Raw genomic sequence first — 16,097 nt, forward strand, 5'->3', positions numbered from 1 at the left:
ACTAAAGTAAGTTTGCCCGCATGAAGCGGCTCAACGCCTGGTAGTGTTCGTTAGACTCTGGCGTTCCCAGAGCGGCCATATAGTCACCATGCGACTGACCTTCATAAACATTTAACTCTGTGACGTTCCCAGCTCGCTTAAGTGCTCTGTCCAACCTGATCGTGTCACTCAGCAACAGGTCACGAGTTCCGGTAATCAAATAACTTGGTGGAAAATTCTCAAAACTGCCGTTAATGGGTGACACCAAAGGATCACTGAGATCTTTATTGCCAACATAGACATCTACCATTGCTTCGCCCAAGCCTCGCCAACTACCAAGGATGTGGTCGACGCCTTCATTAATATGGCGACTGTCTCCGGTGAATGTCATGTCCACAGACGGTGTTCCCACATACAAGCCAGCTGGCGCTGAAACCTTGATACGGTTAAGTTCCTGCACTGCCAGCACGGATAATGCTCCCCCTGCCGATGAGCCCCCCATAACCATTGAGTCCGCTGTGCGATCTTTTAATAACGCACGCCATACAGTCACAATATCGTCACGTCCAGCTGGTGCCGGAGACTCTGGGCCCTTGCTGTAATCAATGGCGAGTACCGGAATTTGCATGTGATGTGCAATGACCACCCCTTCTGTGGTTGAGGCCAAGCCTCCATTAAGTAGGTAACCTCCGCCTTGTACCGCAACAAAAAGCTTATCTTTTAGCTCTGGTGCAACCGTTTTAGGTGTAATCCAATATACCGAAACACCGGCAATCGCATCTTTCACAATCGTCGCCCCCAACTGCTCTGACAATGCCTGCGCTCGCTCTCCAGCAATTGCGTCTCGGGCTGCTATAAACTCGCGCCACTCAGCATCACTGGCTGGATAACCTTCCATCAGTGCCGAGGTATTCGCCGCAGGAAACTGCTTAGAGAACTGATAGAACTCCTTACTGACTGCAGTTGTCAGTGGTACCGGCTCGGAAGAAAGGGTCACGTTTTTGGCACTCACCAGTGTTGATGTAGTGGCACTGCATATCGCAAGTAGAGACGCGATTAATTTTTTGTTCATGGATTCACCTTAATGGTTGGGAGAAGTAACTCTGTTGGAGCGTATTAGACCGTGAGACAGTCACTCTGACCATGAATTGAACAAATTCATTTTTGTTGCTTTACCATGAGCTAACCTGCTCAAAAATGAATCGCTGTAATTCGTCGTTTCTGTTAACGCCCATCCATAAACTTTCAAACATCAACCAGGGTATAGCCCTTTAAACCGTATCCATCACACACAAAAAGCCATCGCTAAACAGATTTAAAGTGAACCCGTTTACGGGAATTGGATACATTCAACGACGAGGTGTATAAGTCCGATGACCATAAGTAATTCAATCAAAACACTGACCGCAACGTTCATTGGCTTTGCGATAACGGGTATTGCCCATGCTCAGTCTCATCAATACGGTATGTCTTTGCATGATGAACTGGTAACAACAAACAGCGGTGCAATAACGACACACCCGCAAGCGAATGTGGATGCCAGCTATAACATAGAGACCAAACACATCACCGAAATTACCGATGACGTATATCGTATAGCGGGATGGGGTATAGGCAACATTATTGCCATGAAAGCACCTGAAGGGTGGCTCATCATCGATACTGGTGACAACACTGAAGTTGCAAACGCGCAGCGCTTTGCATTGGAACAGAAGCTTGGTAAGCCTATCTCGGTCGCCGCCATTCTTTACACCCACTCGCACTATACCCACGGAACCTCAGTCTGGGCGGACGAAGGCACTAAGATCTACGGCCATGAACATCTGGTAAAAAACCTACAAGCAGATTCTGGTATTAATGTTCTGAGTGGAAATTTCGCGACCAGAGCGGTCATTCAGTTTGGTATGTTGCATCCTCTGGAGGGAAAAGACGCTTTTCCGAGCAAACTGGGGTTTAGCAAAGATAAACTCACTGGTGGGTCTGGATTTGTGGCTCCTGATATTACCTTCAAAGATGGCCGTGTTGAAACCCATACTGTCGCTGGCCTGACTGTGGAAGTCTTGCCAAGTCAAACCGATGTTCTCGATTCGGTTGCGTTTTATTTCCCGCAACAAAAACTGCTGGTCTCAAATGCGATGAACAGCAACAGCGTGTTCAACCTGTACACGTTACGTGGGGATATCTATCGCGATCCTATACGCATGGTTGATGCAGCGGATCTGGCATTAAGTCGCGATATTGAGTTCCACGTCGATATTCATGGCTCTGCCAACATCGGCAGTGTCGCCGCTCGTCATGCAATCACCTCATTTCGCGACAGTATGCAGTTGATCCACGATCAGACCCTCCGAGGGATAGCAATGGGTAAAGACGGACAAGAGATTGCCGAGTGGATCCATATGCCAGTATCCCTGCGTGCCAACAAAGAAACCTATGGGCAAGTCGAGAGCTACGCCAAGCAGGTTTATAACGCCCGAATTGGCTGGATGGGCTGGGACGTTTACGACATCAACCCACTTCCCAAACAGCAGCAAGCGGAAAAAACCGTAGAGGCGATGGGTGGTGCCGATGCCGTGATAGCTATGATTGCCAAAGCGCAAGCTAAGGGCGATATCGCCAGTACGCAGTGGAGCTTATTCTTAACAACTCAATTGATGAATATGGGTGTCATGCCTGATGAGGTAAAACAACTGCGTGCAAATGCGGCTCGCACTTTAGGACAACATACCACATCCGCCAATGCGCGTGGCTTCTACATCTCAGAAGCCTTGCTCCACGAAGGCAAAATGCTATATGCAGGAACCACTCTGGATAACTACCAGCAACTCAGTCAACTGCTGGGAACGATTACTGCAGAGAAACTGGCGAATTCTCCTTTGCAAAACAACGTCAATTACCTGCGATTTATGGTGGACTCAAGACAAGCAGAAGGTAAGCAGCTCGAATTCAATCTCCACTTTACCGATGAACATGAACACTATGCCATTGCTCTCAGAAATGGAGTGATCGCTATTACTACCCAGCCAAACTCAGGAAAGACCTTTGAACTCACCAAGCGGGATTGGGACGACATGTTACTCGGAGTTGAGCCCTTCTCTCATTTACACCAAGACCTAAACGTATTGGAACAGGCCATTGTTCGTTAATCAAAGCCTGAGTAAACGCATGGTCAGCCTCAGCACTGTCAAGACTGACCATGCAACATGGCGTAATAGCGAAAGTGAATTTCTCTAATTCATCGTCCTTCAAACAAAAGCCCCGTATATTCACCCCACAAAACAATGTCCATGCGATTTATTTACCAGCTTAATCAATAAGCTATCGTCAATTTGCTATTTATTGGAACACAACGTTATGAGAAAAATCACTATTGCCACCACACTACTAGCTACAATGTTTGCCACTGGGGCTCTTGCCAACAACAATATCAACTTCTCAAACCCTTACGAGTTATACAGCGGTTTCTCCGTTGGTTATGGCACAAATGACTTTGACCTAAGTGCTCAGTTCACCAGCAAAGTGAACCCTGACTGGAATCTACTCGGTACTTATCACAGTGACAGTAACTTTGACAACCATGACCTCAGATTGGGTGTTATCAACAACCAGGGACTCGGCTACTACGTCGCCTATGACTACGAAGCAAAGTACAGCAACAAAAATGTGCGCGCAAACAGCCTGGAAATTGGCGCACACTGGAGCACGCCGATAAACAGAAACCTTAAGTTCACCCCTGAAGTTTCACTGGGTATGTTTGAGCACAAAAAGATGACTAACACTGCGTATTACACGCAACTGGCATTGAACATGGGATATGACACAGGCAAAAACATCTGGCTTAGCGTGACGCCTGAGTACACCTATAGTTTTAACGATCTTAAAGAAGACAACGGCAGCCGATCCAGTTTTAGAAACTGGGATCTGATTGCCGATGTAGGCTACAAAATCAACAACAACCAAAGTCTTGTCTACACCTATCAATACGATGACGGTGACCACCTGTCTCTGGTTTCTTACCGAGTTGGTTTCTAACCTTAAAAAGTCCGCAGAAGCGGACTTTTATTTTCAACAATCCCACAAGTTTGGTATTAACCGAAAATGAACACCCAACTCAGAGTTCATTAATTGCACCTTAGATAAAGTGAACAGCAACTCACTACAACAGGGACAATTATATGAAACCTCTTAGCATCGTCATTATCACTCTCAATGAAGAGAAACGCATTGCCCGATTACTTAGCGACCTGAGCCGTCAGACCTACCAAAACTTCGAAATAATCGTCGTTGATTCCAACAGTGATGACCGCACTTGTGAAGTGGCAGAAAAATACCGTCCTGCCTTGCCTGAGTCAACGGTTCACAGCATGGAAACGCGTGGTGTCAGCCTTGGGCGTAACACAGGAGCTAAGTTAGCCAAACATGAACGACTACTGTTTCTAGATGCCGATGTCCGCTTAGACAAAGACTTTCTAGAGAATGCGATGACCAAGCTTGAAGAAGAGAAACTCGAAGTTGCAGGTATTTACATGGGTTCGCGAAAGCTTGCTCCGGCCTATAAAGCGGGTTATGGACTCTTTAATGCGGGGCTATTTACCACTCAGTTCTTTTTCCCAACCGCCGTTGGGGCGTGCATTTTCTCTACCAAACGTGCTCATGATGAGATTGGCGGCTTTGATGAAAGCATCGTGCTTTGCGAAGACTGTAACTACGTGAAAAAAGCCGCTAAGACTTGGCGCTTCAGATTCTTACCGCTGAGCTTCCAGTTTGACCCACGTCGGCTTGAGCAAGATGGCTTCTTCAAAATGGGATTCACTTATTTCAAAGCCAATGTTCGCCGATTTTTCTTTGGAGAAATGCGCAACAACGAGATGGAATACCAGTTCGGTCACTACCAACAGCAGTAACCAATACCACTAACCCTTTCAAAACGACAACAACTAAGGACGTAAGGAATCGTTATGTTTGAGACATTGGGACTGTTTCTCGGTTCTTTCTTTGACGCAATTATTGGCCCTAACCTCTTGGTTCCGGGAGAACCCTTTATGATTGCCGCGGGATATCAACTATACAGTGGTGGATATCTCGCCGTTGTCGCAGTACTACTGGGTGGATTACTCGGTGATCAATTGAGCTTCTTTGTTGGCCGTCACTACGGGTTTAACGCACAAAAGAAGCTTCTTCGCTGGCAACCTAAAATACGCAGACCGCTAGCTCGATGTCGCCTTCTCATGAACCGCAATTCATTTTGGGTGATCGCCTTTGCAAGGCTACTGGGTCCTATTGCTTGGGTTGTGCCATTTATGGCGGGGACCAACCATATTCGCTGGCGCAAGTTTTCTCTGTATGCCTTGATAGGGTTATTACTGGGTGTAGGCCAATTTGTTGTTTGGGGTTATCTGTTAGCGGCTGGTGTGGACAATGTGCCAATGTTAGGTGAGATGGCTACCTTCATCTCTGAACACAAATATACGTTAGGATTAAGCCTAGCATCCCTAGCCCTATTCTATTTTGGACTCAAAAAGCAATGGCGTTATGCGTGGCTAAAGGCGAGTAGCTTTCTGCTGGTTGGCATACTGGCACTCAATTACTCTCACTTTTTTTGGTTTAGCGACGACACCGTCATCTCTACTGACGACATTCAAAACAATGTGATTGATGTCAAAGGCCTTAACTACAAGGTTTTCGCGGGTCAATCGTCGATTTACCCGGCCCAAGCAGTAAATGTGGTCTATTTGGGTGAAAGCCCCAAGAACCTGATGCGACAGTTGGGATGGATTGAAAATCAAACTTTTTCACGCAATGACCTCGAATTTGCTGATTATCTTAGCCTGGTCAGAAACAACACGCCTCCGATATCGGATTTGTTCTGGGATGGTCAGCCTCAGCATATGGCGTTTCAGCTTCCAGGTTCACTAACTCAGCGTTCTCATATTCGTTGGTGGAACACAGGTACCGATACTCAGACCCAACAACCGGTCTGGATTGGAGCATTAAGCTACGACAATGGATTAACACTGACGCCATACGGCGGCATCATTACCGTTCTACACAGTGTGGCAGCCGATGTAGACAGCGAACGAGATAAACTCAAATCCAGCGTACTGAGGCTAAACGCTGAATGGAATGCCGAGAACCTTCAACTGGCTAATGTCACTGCGAAAAACGACCAACATGACTATTTTACAGATGGTCAGGTATTGGTGGTGTCTCAGTAATTACCTGTTGGCAAGGCAAAAACCGCATGGCTATAGCGGAAGCGCCAAAACGGACAGGTCCGTTTTTATCTCGGGCTCAGTTTTCATCGAAAAAATGGGCGAGAGTTTCTAAGCTCCAGTCAGGATTCAGCGTTAACATGTTATGTCCCATTCCTTTTGCCATGACATGAACGGTTTGACCTGGAAGTTTAGGTACATGGTACATCTCTTGGAAGTCGTAACCAAAATAACTGCATTCACTACTGATGAGCATCAACTCACCCTCATACGAAGATATTCCTTCGGTCAAGTCATAATGAAAAGCTTTAGGATCACTCATTACAGGCCTCAACATATTATTGAACGCCTCAAAACCCCCACGCGCAAAAGAATCCGTTGGCATCGACTCAGCACCGCATTGATATGGGGGCCCTGGCTCGCTACGGTTTAAAATTCTTGTCATAACGTAGTCAAACCCCTCATGACCATCGCTCTTATTGACAAAAGGGTACACGGCCATATAACGAAGAAGTGTAAACATACTTAGCATGGATTGAGAAGCTTTCATCTTCGTGATAAATGCTTCAGCTGATTCAGGGTTAAGCATTCCAGGCTCTACAATTACCGCGTGAGAAACCTTTTCAGGATGAGTGGATAGATAGCCTGAAACAAGCATTCCCCCCCATGAATGCCCAATTAATTTTACCTTGTTGCCTTCTGAAAAATGCTCGATGAGTGAGTTAAGATCGTTAAGGTTTTGTTCTAAAGTGAGTTGTGACTTTTCAACTCTCGGCGACAAACCGGTTCCTCGTTGATCGTAGAACACAACCCGATAATTCTTTGATAGTGACTTTAACGGAGTCAGATATTGATGATCCCCACCTGGCCCACCATGTACGACAATAATCACTGTATCGTGTTCATCTCCTTCTGATACTGTGTGGAACTTATATCCATCGATCTCAGTGAAAGAAAGGCTATTATCCTGATCGACAGTATTTGGGACGGTAACACAACCTGCCAGACTCGCTATTAACGGAAGGTTTAGGAAGTATCTAATCATTATTGAGCCCCGATTCACTTGTTCAGTTTAATGACTTGAGAACTGCTCGTTACAGCTCCATGCATTATAAGATTTAGCTGATTTTTGTAAGCTGTTTTGATTTCAGCCAATGTACCTTGGCTGAATAAGATAGGGACCGAAAAAAAAATAGAGGATAGTGCCACTATAAGTGTCGTAACGTCACTATTCATCGGAAGCTCTTCGTTCCTTATTGCTTGTTGAATATTCAGCAACAGCAGAGCACCTAAATCTTCAACAACGATCTTGTCAACACATTCATAATTTGGAAAAGCGACCTGCTTGTCAGCGATTGAGAGAGAGTTTAGGTGATTTAATTTTTTGGTTCTCACTTGCAGTGAAATTATTTCCGTCAACAGTTTGGGCTGTGCGATACAGACTTCAGCCATATCTTCAAAGAGCCTTTCAATCGCTTCTAGTCCCGACAGTTTTCTACTAACTGTATTTACCCAAAACATTTCAACCAACCAAAGTTGAATGTAGTAGAGTAAAATGTCTGTTTTCTGAGGAAAATAGTTATAAAAACTTGCTTGTGAAATGGAGGCTTGTTCACAGAGATCACTAATCTTAATTTCGTTAAACTCCTCCTTCTGCATTCTTTCTAACAACGCTTTGAGGATAGCCTGCTTGTTTGAAGCAGTGGTCAATTCACGCTTTGTTGGTTTCATTTCAGATAAATTTATAGTTGACTATAACTTTAGATTTGCATAACAAAAAAATATAGTCAACTATAAGTTTTAACAAAACCTCGATCACTCTCAGCAGGCGACATCGAAATGAATAGGCGCAAACGACTCGCGTTTACGCCTTGACTGGTTATTCCATTACTAACTTAAGGTTTCATTTAACAGCAGCTACTCGGCACCAGTGTCGTTTGCGCCATGTACTTCCCAAACACTCAAAGTGCCTTTACCAAGGGACGCACTCGAATCGGTTTCACCCATCTGTGCGGTGCCGTCTTTCGTCAACTTGGCGTAGGCTTCAATGGTATGGGAACCAGAACCAATGTTATAAGCCAAGAAGTTGAACGAGTGTGCTGCTTTAGTGTCAAGAATGAGTCCAATTTCTTCTTCGGTCAGATTACACTCATCAAAGGAAATAATCCCATCATACACTCCATCAGCATCCGCGGTATCCTGACAGTCCAAAACTCCACCCAGTTTGGCCCAAAGTTCCTGATATCGTTTGTCGAATACGATTTCTCCCGGAGCAGCCTCGACGCCATCGACAAATACTTTCATGACGATTTCAGCACTCGCAGTCGACGTATCCTTAGTACCACCTTTACTCTTAACCACTGTCTCGGTAAACAAACTCGTTTCAAATGAAAGTCCAATCACTAAATCCTTTGGTGTCCCTGAGTTTTTCAATTCGGACGATAGCACTTTAACATAACCTTCACCCGCAACTGCCTCCGCTTCAATCATCGCACCAGCTTTAGCCGCAGCGGCACCAATCACCGCAGTACCATCTTCTGTGTAAGAAGAGGCAGAGTTGTCGGCATAGCTGCTCGCAGCAACAAATAATCCGGCAAGTGTTAGGGCTAGAGCACTGGTTTTCAACGTTTTCATGATTTAATCCTTACCTTGTTAAGATGGCTTTCCTTTCATCTTATTGGGATGTATTAAGCCTTAAAATAAATTAAACACAACATGACGCCCGGAAGTAATATCATGCATGATGAATGCACTTAAAACCCCGGATAATACTTCTATATTTTCGAATAATGATATTAGTATAAACTTTATATTTCGTGAGAAATTTCGCGTCCAATTATTGAGACAACTATCTTTTGTTTTTAAAATATACCATTTAAACATATAAATCAGATCTTTATATTAATCACATTAATTACCAAGCCGCCCTTGACCTTACCCCATAACAGATCCAAGCCAGAACAGCACTTAAATTCCACCATATGAACAATGTCAAAATCCGATATAAATAAACTTAAGAATTAGAGAATCAGCATCCCTATGAAATAATTAAGAATATTTCTAGGCCTGCAAGCTAGTAAGTTCAAATTAATGAAAAACTAACTTTCCAAGACCAAACACACCATCAAAAAATTTAACTTAAAAACAATCAGCTATATGAAGATCAATAATTATCGAACCAATATTAATTTACCTTCAAAAGCGGACGCCCAATCAGGAGTGTAAATGAGAGTAATTAACACTTTTATATCGAGTAACATATCGTAAATCTTACTTTTCACGCTGCTCTAGAAAAACGTGATCAACTTCAAAAAACAACCCTATAAATAGGAGTACGTTTGATAGGATTTGGTTTATTGAGGGAGTAAAAATGACCGCATCAAAAGTGTTTTTGAGAGATTTTTTAGGCTTACTATTGATCATATCAACGGTACTGGCTGGCCTGTGTATGTTATTGGATATCCTCGCGCTATTTGCCTATGTTAACCACGAAGAAATGATCGCATCCCTATTCTTTCATGAATCGTTTTATCTGCTGGTGTTTTTCATCCCGCCCTACTTCATTGGGCGGTATATCAATCAAACAGAGTGGGTTAAAGCCGTAGAGGAATACTTGCTGATGAAAAGCAAAAGTGAAAGTGAGCAGTGGTAGATGGTCAACCGGCAATCATCCAACAAAAATACATTTACGGGCAATTGGTGAATTACTTAAACGGTTTCTTGCCCGACGGGTACTGCAGCGTGTTACAAAAAATTACCCAAGACAAAAAGCCTAGTGAGCCATCACTAGGCTTTATGGTACTCATGTGGTTGCGTTTGCCAGATTAAAACGTCAACACCTTGTCAATCGCTTCGTTCTCGTTGTATTGATCTGCATTGAAAACGACATAACTCGATTCCGCCGTTGCTTTGTCCACCACCGCTAGTGTCACATCCCCTTTAAATCCAACCTGGCTCAGTTTGTCACAAAGCTGCTCTGGCGCTCGCTCAAATACAATACCAAGAAATGGTAACAGCGCATCAGAAACAAACCCATGCTGGTTAAACACTTCCATTGCATGTGCCAGATGGTCGGTGTCAGTGAACTCAATAATTTCTACAACTTGTTCCAATCGCATTGACGACTCAATTCCATTTTATTCAACTGCTTAATATGATGAGGGCATACTACACCATCTTGAGTGGTCGTAACATGTATTCGATCAACTCGAGTTCGAACCCGCCATTATGTTGCTTTTACGCTATTAAATGCTTTTGACCGTATATACTTTTATGACGGGCATTGCCTTGGAGAGACATTATGTTGGAACATGAGGTATACGAACGTTATTTAAGCGGATACTCTTCGACACTCACAGAGCAGGAGATACAAGCACTTTTGCAAAAAGCCTCCGCCAGCGAGAAATATCAAATCGATCGAGCGCTGCAACCGCACTATGGAAAGGGCGCTGACCACTTAAGTATCAACAACCCTCATCGTGCTAACCTGGATTTCTTTTCCTGGCCAGATCTGCTCTCCATCGATGTGGCCTTCTGGCAACAACAGCATTGGTTATTTTCCTCCCCCGCTTATGCCCATCGCCTCCACCACAACACGGGACTTCACTATTCTGTTCCCGACCACTATGTCAACCTGTATTGTGGTGAAACTATCCAACTAATTTATCACTCTCAATTTGTCTACGCGCGACTGTTCAGCGCCCTGCACTATATTTTGATTCATGCGAAGTTACTTGCCGACCACTGGAGTCTGGAGCGTTTTCCCCACCATCTGCCTACCGAATTGTATCACCCTCATGAGGTAATAAATGATAAGAGTTTTGACCCCAACAAAGTCGTTAATAATCAAAGTTATCAAGCCCTTAAACAACACTTTCTGGAACACTATACCAGTTGGGTTGATGAGCAATACCTAAACTGGATACAACCACTAGACACAACACTAAATAAACAAACCGCAGCCGCGTACATAATTGAATATCAGGACGCTGATGGATTACCTTGGGTCGATTTTATCTGCAAAAACAATAATGCCCTGCAAATCGTACGCCCTGATCATTTCGTCGAAGATATTGAGAACATTGCCGCTTCCCATCACTATCTCGAGCACGAGGTCCAGCAAATCGCTGCACAATTTGAAAAGCACTATCAATCGCAAGATTGGTGATATCAGCTGGGTAATGAGTGATAAAACCGAACCAAAACGCACTGTTTGTTCTAGTAGTATCTATACTTTAGTCACCTCTAATTGAACATTTCTCGGACTGATTGACACAGAACAGGAAGCATTGATGTTATCGCTCAAACAACTGTCATATGCACTCGCCGTTTCTAAAACACTGCACTTTCGTAAAGCGGCCGAGCTTTGCCATGTTCGTCAGTCAACCCTCAGCGCTGGCATCAATGAACTCGAAAAGCAATTGGGTCTGAAAATTTTCGAGCGGGATAATAAGAAGGTGCTGGTGACATCGATTGGCAGTAAAGTCCTCGACAAAGCCCACAGCATCATGCTTCAAATCGAAGATATGACGCATCTCGAACACAGCTACAGTCAACCCTTCTGTTTCCCGTTGACAGTAGGCATGATACCCACCATCGCCCCCTATCTATTGCCAAAGCTCTTGCCAGAACTCAAACGTCGTTACCCCGATGCCAAAGTCGATATCGTAGAGGAGCAATCTCATGTTCTCGTAGATATGGTGCATAGTGGTGAAATTGACACAGCAGTGCTCGCCTTACCGTATCCTTGTGAAGGCCTGTTAACACTAGAGTTCTGGCAAGAGGATTTTTATTGGGTCGCTTTACGGGGCGAAACACATACCCACCAAAGTGAGGTGACCTCCCAGGAACTGCAAGACGCAAATCTCATGCTCCTAAATGAAGGGCACTGCTTAAAAGACCACATCCTTGACGCTTGTAAACTGTCAAGTGAAAACGCACACAAAGAGTATCGAGCGACAAGCCTGAACACATTAATTCAAATGGTCATGAGTGGCATGGGCTCCACCCTGATCCCCCAAATGGCGCTTCAACAACTGATTACTCAGTACCCCATACTCAGCGCTGTACACCTTAATGAGCCGGGGCCACATCGTCGGATCGCACTGGCGTTTCGACCCAATTACGTTGACCTTCCCTCCATTGAGGCGCTGGAAGACATCGCCCGTCAGGCTCTCAGCCAGAACTAGAGTCTGAGTATCACGCTTGTTCTCAAACGCCTTTGTCGGTCGTTAATCGGAATTTTCGAACGCTATCATCACTTTTATCATTTTTACAAATCAGAAGTTGTCTCCAATACTAAGGAAGCTTGAATCAGAAAAATCTGTTCTCAAACAACAAACTTCTTTTAAGAAGAGGATCTTGGCATGACGGATATTGATATTGGCATCGACGAAGTACATCGACTTGAAACCGCAGAAGGATTAAAGCGACTGCTGGCCGACTCTTACACCCTGTACCTGCAAACTCACAACTTTCACTGGAATGTTGAAGGGCCTAATTTTCGTGAGTTGCACCTGATGTTTGAAGATCATTACACCGAACTCGCCGCCGCTGTCGACGAAATTACGGAGCGCATCCGCACGCTCGACGTCCCTGCACCCGGCACTTTTCAAGAGTTTGCCGAGCTCAGTGCTATTCATGAGGTAGAGAGCTTTCCCTGTGCAGATGACATGGTTGATATCCTGACCAGAAGTCATGAGCAGGCTATTAAGACGGCACGTGCGGTACTGGCTCAAGCGCAAGAAGCTAACGACGAATCAAGCATCGCATTGGTCTCTGACAGAATGCGTATTCATGAGAAGACAGCTTGGATGCTTCGCTCTTTACGTAAGTAATTTGTAGACCCCAAATAAACGAACTAAGTTGTAAATATCAAACCGTGTTTGTGTACCAGCTGTAACGAATAGCACTCGCATATGGAAATAATGGGAGAATTAACATGACACAAGAAAAAGCGCATTCATCCGGCAAATGTCCTGTAATGCATGGCTCCATGACTACCCACGATCGTACTGAAAAAGATTGGTGGCCTAAATCCCTCAACCTGGACATACTCCATCAGCATGATAGCAAGACCAACCCGATGTCAGCGTCGTTTGACTATCAGCAAGAAGTCAAAAAGCTCGATTTTGCAGCATTGAAAAAAGATCTCATCGACTTGATGACAGACAGCCAGGACTGGTGGCCAGCCGACTGGGGTCATTATGGCGGCTTAATGATTCGAATGACGTGGCACGCTGCCGGGACTTATCGAATCGCTGATGGTCGTGGTGGCGCGGGCACCGGTAACTTACGATTTGCCCCCCTCAATTCATGGCCTGATAATACGAACCTCGACAAGGCTCGTCGCTTATTGTGGCCCATCAAAAGAAAATACGGCAATAAACTAAGTTGGGCTGACCTTATTGCGTATGCAGGTACTATCGCTTATGAATCCATGGGTTTGAAGACATTTGGATTTGGCTTTGGTCGAGAAGATATCTGGCATCCAGAGAAAGACATTTACTGGGGCTCAGAGAAGGAGTGGCTGGCACCTACCAGCAACCCCGACAGCCGTTACTCTGGTGAGCGTGACCTACAAAACCCTCTTGCTGCCGTCATGATGGGGCTGATTTATGTCAACCCAGAAGGGGTAGATGGTCAACCCGATCCACTGAAGACAGCACACGATGTCCGAGTAACGTTTGCCCGGATGGCAATGAACGATGAAGAGACCGTCGCGCTTACAGCCGGGGGCCATACTGTTGGTAAAGCCCATGGTAATGGCGATGCATCTCACTTAGGGCCTGAGCCAGAAGGTGCGGAGCTCCATGACCAAGGCTTAGGCTGGCTGAATAAAACTTCTCGCGGTGTGGGTAACCAGTCTGTCACTAGTGGCCTGGAAGGTGCTTGGACAACTCAACCCACCCAATGGGACAATGGATATTTCCACCTGCTTCTGAACTACGATTGGGAATTGAGAAAGAGTCCAGCTGGTGCCTGGCAGTGGGAACCCGTCGACATTAAAGAAGAAGACAAACCGATTGACAGTGAGAACCCAGGTGTCAGACATAACCCGATTATGACCGATGCCGATATGGCGATGAAAATGGATCCTGAGTATCGGAAGATTTCGGAGCGTTTTTATAACGATCCCGCTTACTTCTCGGAAACCTTCGCGAGAGCATGGTTCAAACTGACTCACAGGGACATGGGCCCTAAAGCTCGATACATCGGCCCAGAAGTGCCAAATGAAGACCTCATCTGGCAAGATCCTGTCCCTCCAGGCAATACCAGTTACGATGTCGGCGCTGCAAAAGCGAAAATCGCCGCCAGTGGTTTGTCTGTCAGTGACATGGTTGCTACCGCATGGGACAGCGCCCGAACCTACCGTGACTCGGACAAACGAGGCGGTGCAAACGGTGCCCGCATACGTTTGGCTCCTCAAAAAGACTGGCAGGGTAATGAGCCCGATCGCCTTTCAAGAGTCCTGGCAGTACTTGAATCCATCGCTGGCGAAACTGGGGCGAGTGTCGCCGACGTCATCATACTGGCTGGTAACGTCGGGGTTGAACAGGCGGCGAGCGCCGCTGGCGTCAATGTCAACATTCCGTTCCATCCTGGCCGGGGAGATGCGACACAGGACCACACCGATGTCGACTCTTTCGAGGTATTGGAACCGCTGCACGATGGCTTCCGTAACTGGCTGAAACAGAGCTACGTGGTGACACCAGAAGAAATGTTACTCGACCGAGCTCAGTTAATGGGACTGACAGCCGCAGAAATGACCGTGTTAGTGGGTGGCATGAGAGTTCTTGGCACCAACTATGGAAATACCGCTCATGGCGTCTTTACTGATCGCGTCGGACAGCTAACGAACGATTTTTTCGTCAATCTTACCGACATGTCATATTCTTGGGATCCTGTAGGTGACAACCTGTACGAGATACGTGACAGAAGCTCGAATGCCGTGAAATGGACAGCAACGCGAGCGGACTTGGTGTTTGGTTCAAACTCTGTACTCAGAGCATATGCCGAACTCTACGCTCAAGACGATAACCTTGGCAAGTTTGTCGAAGATTTCGCCTCTGCGTGGACTAAGGTCATGAATGCAGATCGTTTCGATGTTGTCTAACACTTCAACGAACTTTAACTAACTGAAGAGGGCACTAAGCCCTCTTTTTTTTATTGTCATCGGCTAAATGGGTTAACGAGCTCTTAATTCACCAATCGAAACAACGCCAGTTCTCCTCCATCGGACGAAACCTGAATACCAATACGGTCAAAACCCAATTTCCCGAGCAGACGAATACTTGCGGAGTTTTCGCGCAGAGTCACGGCATCAATCACTGGGATGTCGAATTGCTGCTGAGCCCAAGAAAGGGCTGTGGAGCACGCCTCAAAACCATACCCCTGACCTTCAAACTGAGGCAACAGTGCGTAGCCCAGGTCGGGGTAACAGAGTTCCGGTTTTTTCAAAAAACCACAAATGCCAACGGGCGTTGAACAAGGCTTAAGCCGAATCACATAATAGCCAAAACCGTTGTCCTGGTAGCATTTCAAAAAACCTTCTCGCAAATACGCAACGGCCTGATCCTGACTATGTACATTTCGATCACCGATATTGGTTAGCCAGCCTTTGCTATTCAGTAATTCCAGAAAAAAGTCTGCATCCTGCTCAGTGATCTTGTCCAGTTTGAGCCTTGCGCTAGTGGCTACGGTTTTCGTGTGCATTGAGATAATGACGTTTGTCGCTAAAGCATAAATATATGTTAAGGCCAAATCACTCACGCTGACAAGTCACTCACTTATTTACCTTAAATGAGTTGAACAAAACCTGACCAATATCAAAACAAAAGCCAACCGTGTGAACTATTATATTAGCACTTACTTAAACAGCATCTGCTTAATAACAACTCAGGGAGA

The 16,097-nt window shown here is 45.5% G+C and carries 15 protein-coding genes; 9 read left to right on the top strand and 6 right to left on the bottom strand.

From position 1 onward, the window contains the following. Window position 1: 1 nt before the first annotated feature. Window positions 2-1,051: an alpha/beta hydrolase fold domain-containing protein gene (locus C4S60_RS05760; protein ID WP_103879385.1), complete on the bottom strand. Its 1,050-nt coding sequence runs from the start codon at window positions 1,049-1,051 to the stop codon at window positions 2-4. A 301-nt stretch (window positions 1,052-1,352) separates the two neighbouring features. Here C4S60_RS05760 and C4S60_RS05765 point away from each other — a divergent pair, with 301 nt between their 5' ends. The 4 genes from C4S60_RS05765 (at window position 1,353) to C4S60_RS05780 (ending at window position 6,194) form a co-directional block, all read left to right on the top strand. Continuing rightward, entirely contained in the window at window positions 1,353-3,125 is a 1,773-nt protein-coding gene (locus tag C4S60_RS05765; RefSeq protein ID WP_103879386.1) for an alkyl sulfatase dimerization domain-containing protein, read from the top strand. A 208-nt stretch (window positions 3,126-3,333) separates the two neighbouring features. Beyond that, window positions 3,334-4,011 carry a hypothetical protein gene (locus C4S60_RS05770; protein WP_103879387.1) on the top strand — a complete coding sequence of 226 codons (678 nt, stop codon included), beginning with the start codon at window positions 3,334-3,336 and terminating at the stop codon, window positions 4,009-4,011. Window positions 4,012-4,154: 143 nt separating this feature from the next. Beyond that, window positions 4,155-4,883: a glycosyltransferase family 2 protein gene (locus C4S60_RS05775; protein ID WP_103879388.1), complete on the top strand. Its 729-nt coding sequence runs from the start codon at window positions 4,155-4,157 to the stop codon at window positions 4,881-4,883. A gap of 54 nt (window positions 4,884-4,937) precedes the next feature. Then, the gene (locus C4S60_RS05780; RefSeq protein ID WP_103879389.1) at window positions 4,938-6,194 is read left to right on the top strand and encodes an LssY C-terminal domain-containing protein; all 1,257 of its coding nucleotides are present in this window, start codon (window positions 4,938-4,940) and stop codon (window positions 6,192-6,194) included. 76 nt (window positions 6,195-6,270) lie between these two features. Here C4S60_RS05780 and C4S60_RS05785 read toward each other — a convergent pair whose 3' ends face one another. From C4S60_RS05785 to C4S60_RS05795, 3 genes are all read right to left on the bottom strand, one after another. Further along, on the bottom strand, window positions 6,271-7,236 hold the full coding sequence (locus C4S60_RS05785; protein WP_103879390.1) for an alpha/beta fold hydrolase: 966 nt from the start codon (window positions 7,234-7,236) through the stop codon (window positions 6,271-6,273). A 14-nt stretch (window positions 7,237-7,250) separates the two neighbouring features. Next, entirely contained in the window at window positions 7,251-7,922 is a 672-nt protein-coding gene (locus C4S60_RS05790; protein ID WP_103879391.1) for a TetR/AcrR family transcriptional regulator, read from the bottom strand. 186 nt (window positions 7,923-8,108) lie between these two features. Then, window positions 8,109-8,825 carry a hypothetical protein gene (locus tag C4S60_RS05795; RefSeq protein ID WP_103879392.1) on the bottom strand — a complete coding sequence of 239 codons (717 nt, stop codon included), beginning with the start codon at window positions 8,823-8,825 and terminating at the stop codon, window positions 8,109-8,111. A gap of 736 nt (window positions 8,826-9,561) precedes the next feature. Here C4S60_RS05795 and C4S60_RS05800 point away from each other — a divergent pair. After that, window positions 9,562-9,843 (top strand): D-fructose-6-phosphate amidotransferase, encoded by a 282-nt coding sequence (locus tag C4S60_RS05800; RefSeq protein ID WP_103879393.1) that lies wholly within the window; start codon window positions 9,562-9,564, stop codon window positions 9,841-9,843. 172 nt (window positions 9,844-10,015) lie between these two features. Here the strand turns inward: C4S60_RS05800 and C4S60_RS05810 are convergent, their stop codons facing one another. After that, a complete protein-coding gene (locus C4S60_RS05810) occupies window positions 10,016-10,309 on the bottom strand; it encodes a hypothetical protein (RefSeq protein WP_103879395.1) in 294 nt (97 codons plus the stop codon). A 182-nt stretch (window positions 10,310-10,491) separates the two neighbouring features. On the opposite strand from C4S60_RS05810, the gene C4S60_RS05815 reads away from it, so the two are divergent. The 4 genes from C4S60_RS05815 (at window position 10,492) to katG (ending at window position 15,306) form a co-directional block, all read left to right on the top strand. Beyond that, window positions 10,492-11,358, top strand: coding sequence for a hypothetical protein (locus C4S60_RS05815; protein ID WP_103879396.1), 867 nt, complete (start codon window positions 10,492-10,494; stop codon window positions 11,356-11,358). A gap of 124 nt (window positions 11,359-11,482) precedes the next feature. Next, a complete protein-coding gene (locus C4S60_RS05820; RefSeq protein WP_103879397.1) occupies window positions 11,483-12,379 on the top strand; it encodes a hydrogen peroxide-inducible genes activator in 897 nt (298 codons plus the stop codon). 177 nt (window positions 12,380-12,556) lie between these two features. After that, window positions 12,557-13,027: a Dps family protein gene (locus tag C4S60_RS05825; protein ID WP_103879398.1), complete on the top strand. Its 471-nt coding sequence runs from the start codon at window positions 12,557-12,559 to the stop codon at window positions 13,025-13,027. Between the two features lie 104 nt (window positions 13,028-13,131). After that, window positions 13,132-15,306: a catalase/peroxidase HPI gene (gene katG, locus C4S60_RS05830; RefSeq protein WP_103879399.1), complete on the top strand. Its 2,175-nt coding sequence runs from the start codon at window positions 13,132-13,134 to the stop codon at window positions 15,304-15,306. Between the two features lie 83 nt (window positions 15,307-15,389). Here katG and C4S60_RS05835 read toward each other — a convergent pair whose 3' ends face one another. After that, complete coding sequence (locus C4S60_RS05835) at window positions 15,390-15,905, bottom strand: GNAT family N-acetyltransferase (protein WP_146060850.1); 516 nt, start codon at window positions 15,903-15,905, stop codon at window positions 15,390-15,392. Window positions 15,906-16,097 lie beyond the last annotated feature (192 nt).

The organism is Vibrio hangzhouensis (assembly GCF_900107935.1).
Taxonomy (GTDB): Bacteria; Pseudomonadota; Gammaproteobacteria; order Enterobacterales; family Vibrionaceae; genus Vibrio; species Vibrio hangzhouensis.

Excerpts from the sequence above, each read along its gene's own strand:
- C4S60_RS05760 (WP_103879385.1), bottom strand. The coding sequence starts at position 1,051 with ATGAACAAAAAATTAATCGCGTCTCTACTTGCGATATGCAGTGCCACT.
- C4S60_RS05765 (WP_103879386.1), top strand. The coding sequence starts at position 1,353 with ATGACCATAAGTAATTCAATCAAAACACTGACCGCAACGTTCATTGGC.
- C4S60_RS05770 (WP_103879387.1), top strand. The coding sequence starts at position 3,334 with ATGAGAAAAATCACTATTGCCACCACACTACTAGCTACAATGTTTGCC.
- C4S60_RS05775 (WP_103879388.1), top strand. The coding sequence starts at position 4,155 with ATGAAACCTCTTAGCATCGTCATTATCACTCTCAATGAAGAGAAACGC.
- C4S60_RS05780 (WP_103879389.1), top strand. The coding sequence starts at position 4,938 with ATGTTTGAGACATTGGGACTGTTTCTCGGTTCTTTCTTTGACGCAATT.
- C4S60_RS05785 (WP_103879390.1), bottom strand. The coding sequence starts at position 7,236 with ATGATTAGATACTTCCTAAACCTTCCGTTAATAGCGAGTCTGGCAGGT.
- C4S60_RS05790 (WP_103879391.1), bottom strand. The coding sequence starts at position 7,922 with ATGAAACCAACAAAGCGTGAATTGACCACTGCTTCAAACAAGCAGGCT.
- C4S60_RS05795 (WP_103879392.1), bottom strand. The coding sequence starts at position 8,825 with ATGAAAACGTTGAAAACCAGTGCTCTAGCCCTAACACTTGCCGGATTA.
- C4S60_RS05800 (WP_103879393.1), top strand. The coding sequence starts at position 9,562 with ATGACCGCATCAAAAGTGTTTTTGAGAGATTTTTTAGGCTTACTATTG.
- C4S60_RS05810 (WP_103879395.1), bottom strand. The coding sequence starts at position 10,309 with ATGCGATTGGAACAAGTTGTAGAAATTATTGAGTTCACTGACACCGAC.
- C4S60_RS05815 (WP_103879396.1), top strand. The coding sequence starts at position 10,492 with ATGTTGGAACATGAGGTATACGAACGTTATTTAAGCGGATACTCTTCG.
- C4S60_RS05820 (WP_103879397.1), top strand. The coding sequence starts at position 11,483 with ATGTTATCGCTCAAACAACTGTCATATGCACTCGCCGTTTCTAAAACA.
- C4S60_RS05825 (WP_103879398.1), top strand. The coding sequence starts at position 12,557 with ATGACGGATATTGATATTGGCATCGACGAAGTACATCGACTTGAAACC.
- katG (WP_103879399.1), top strand. The coding sequence starts at position 13,132 with ATGACACAAGAAAAAGCGCATTCATCCGGCAAATGTCCTGTAATGCAT.
- C4S60_RS05835 (WP_146060850.1), bottom strand. The coding sequence starts at position 15,905 with ATGCACACGAAAACCGTAGCCACTAGCGCAAGGCTCAAACTGGACAAG.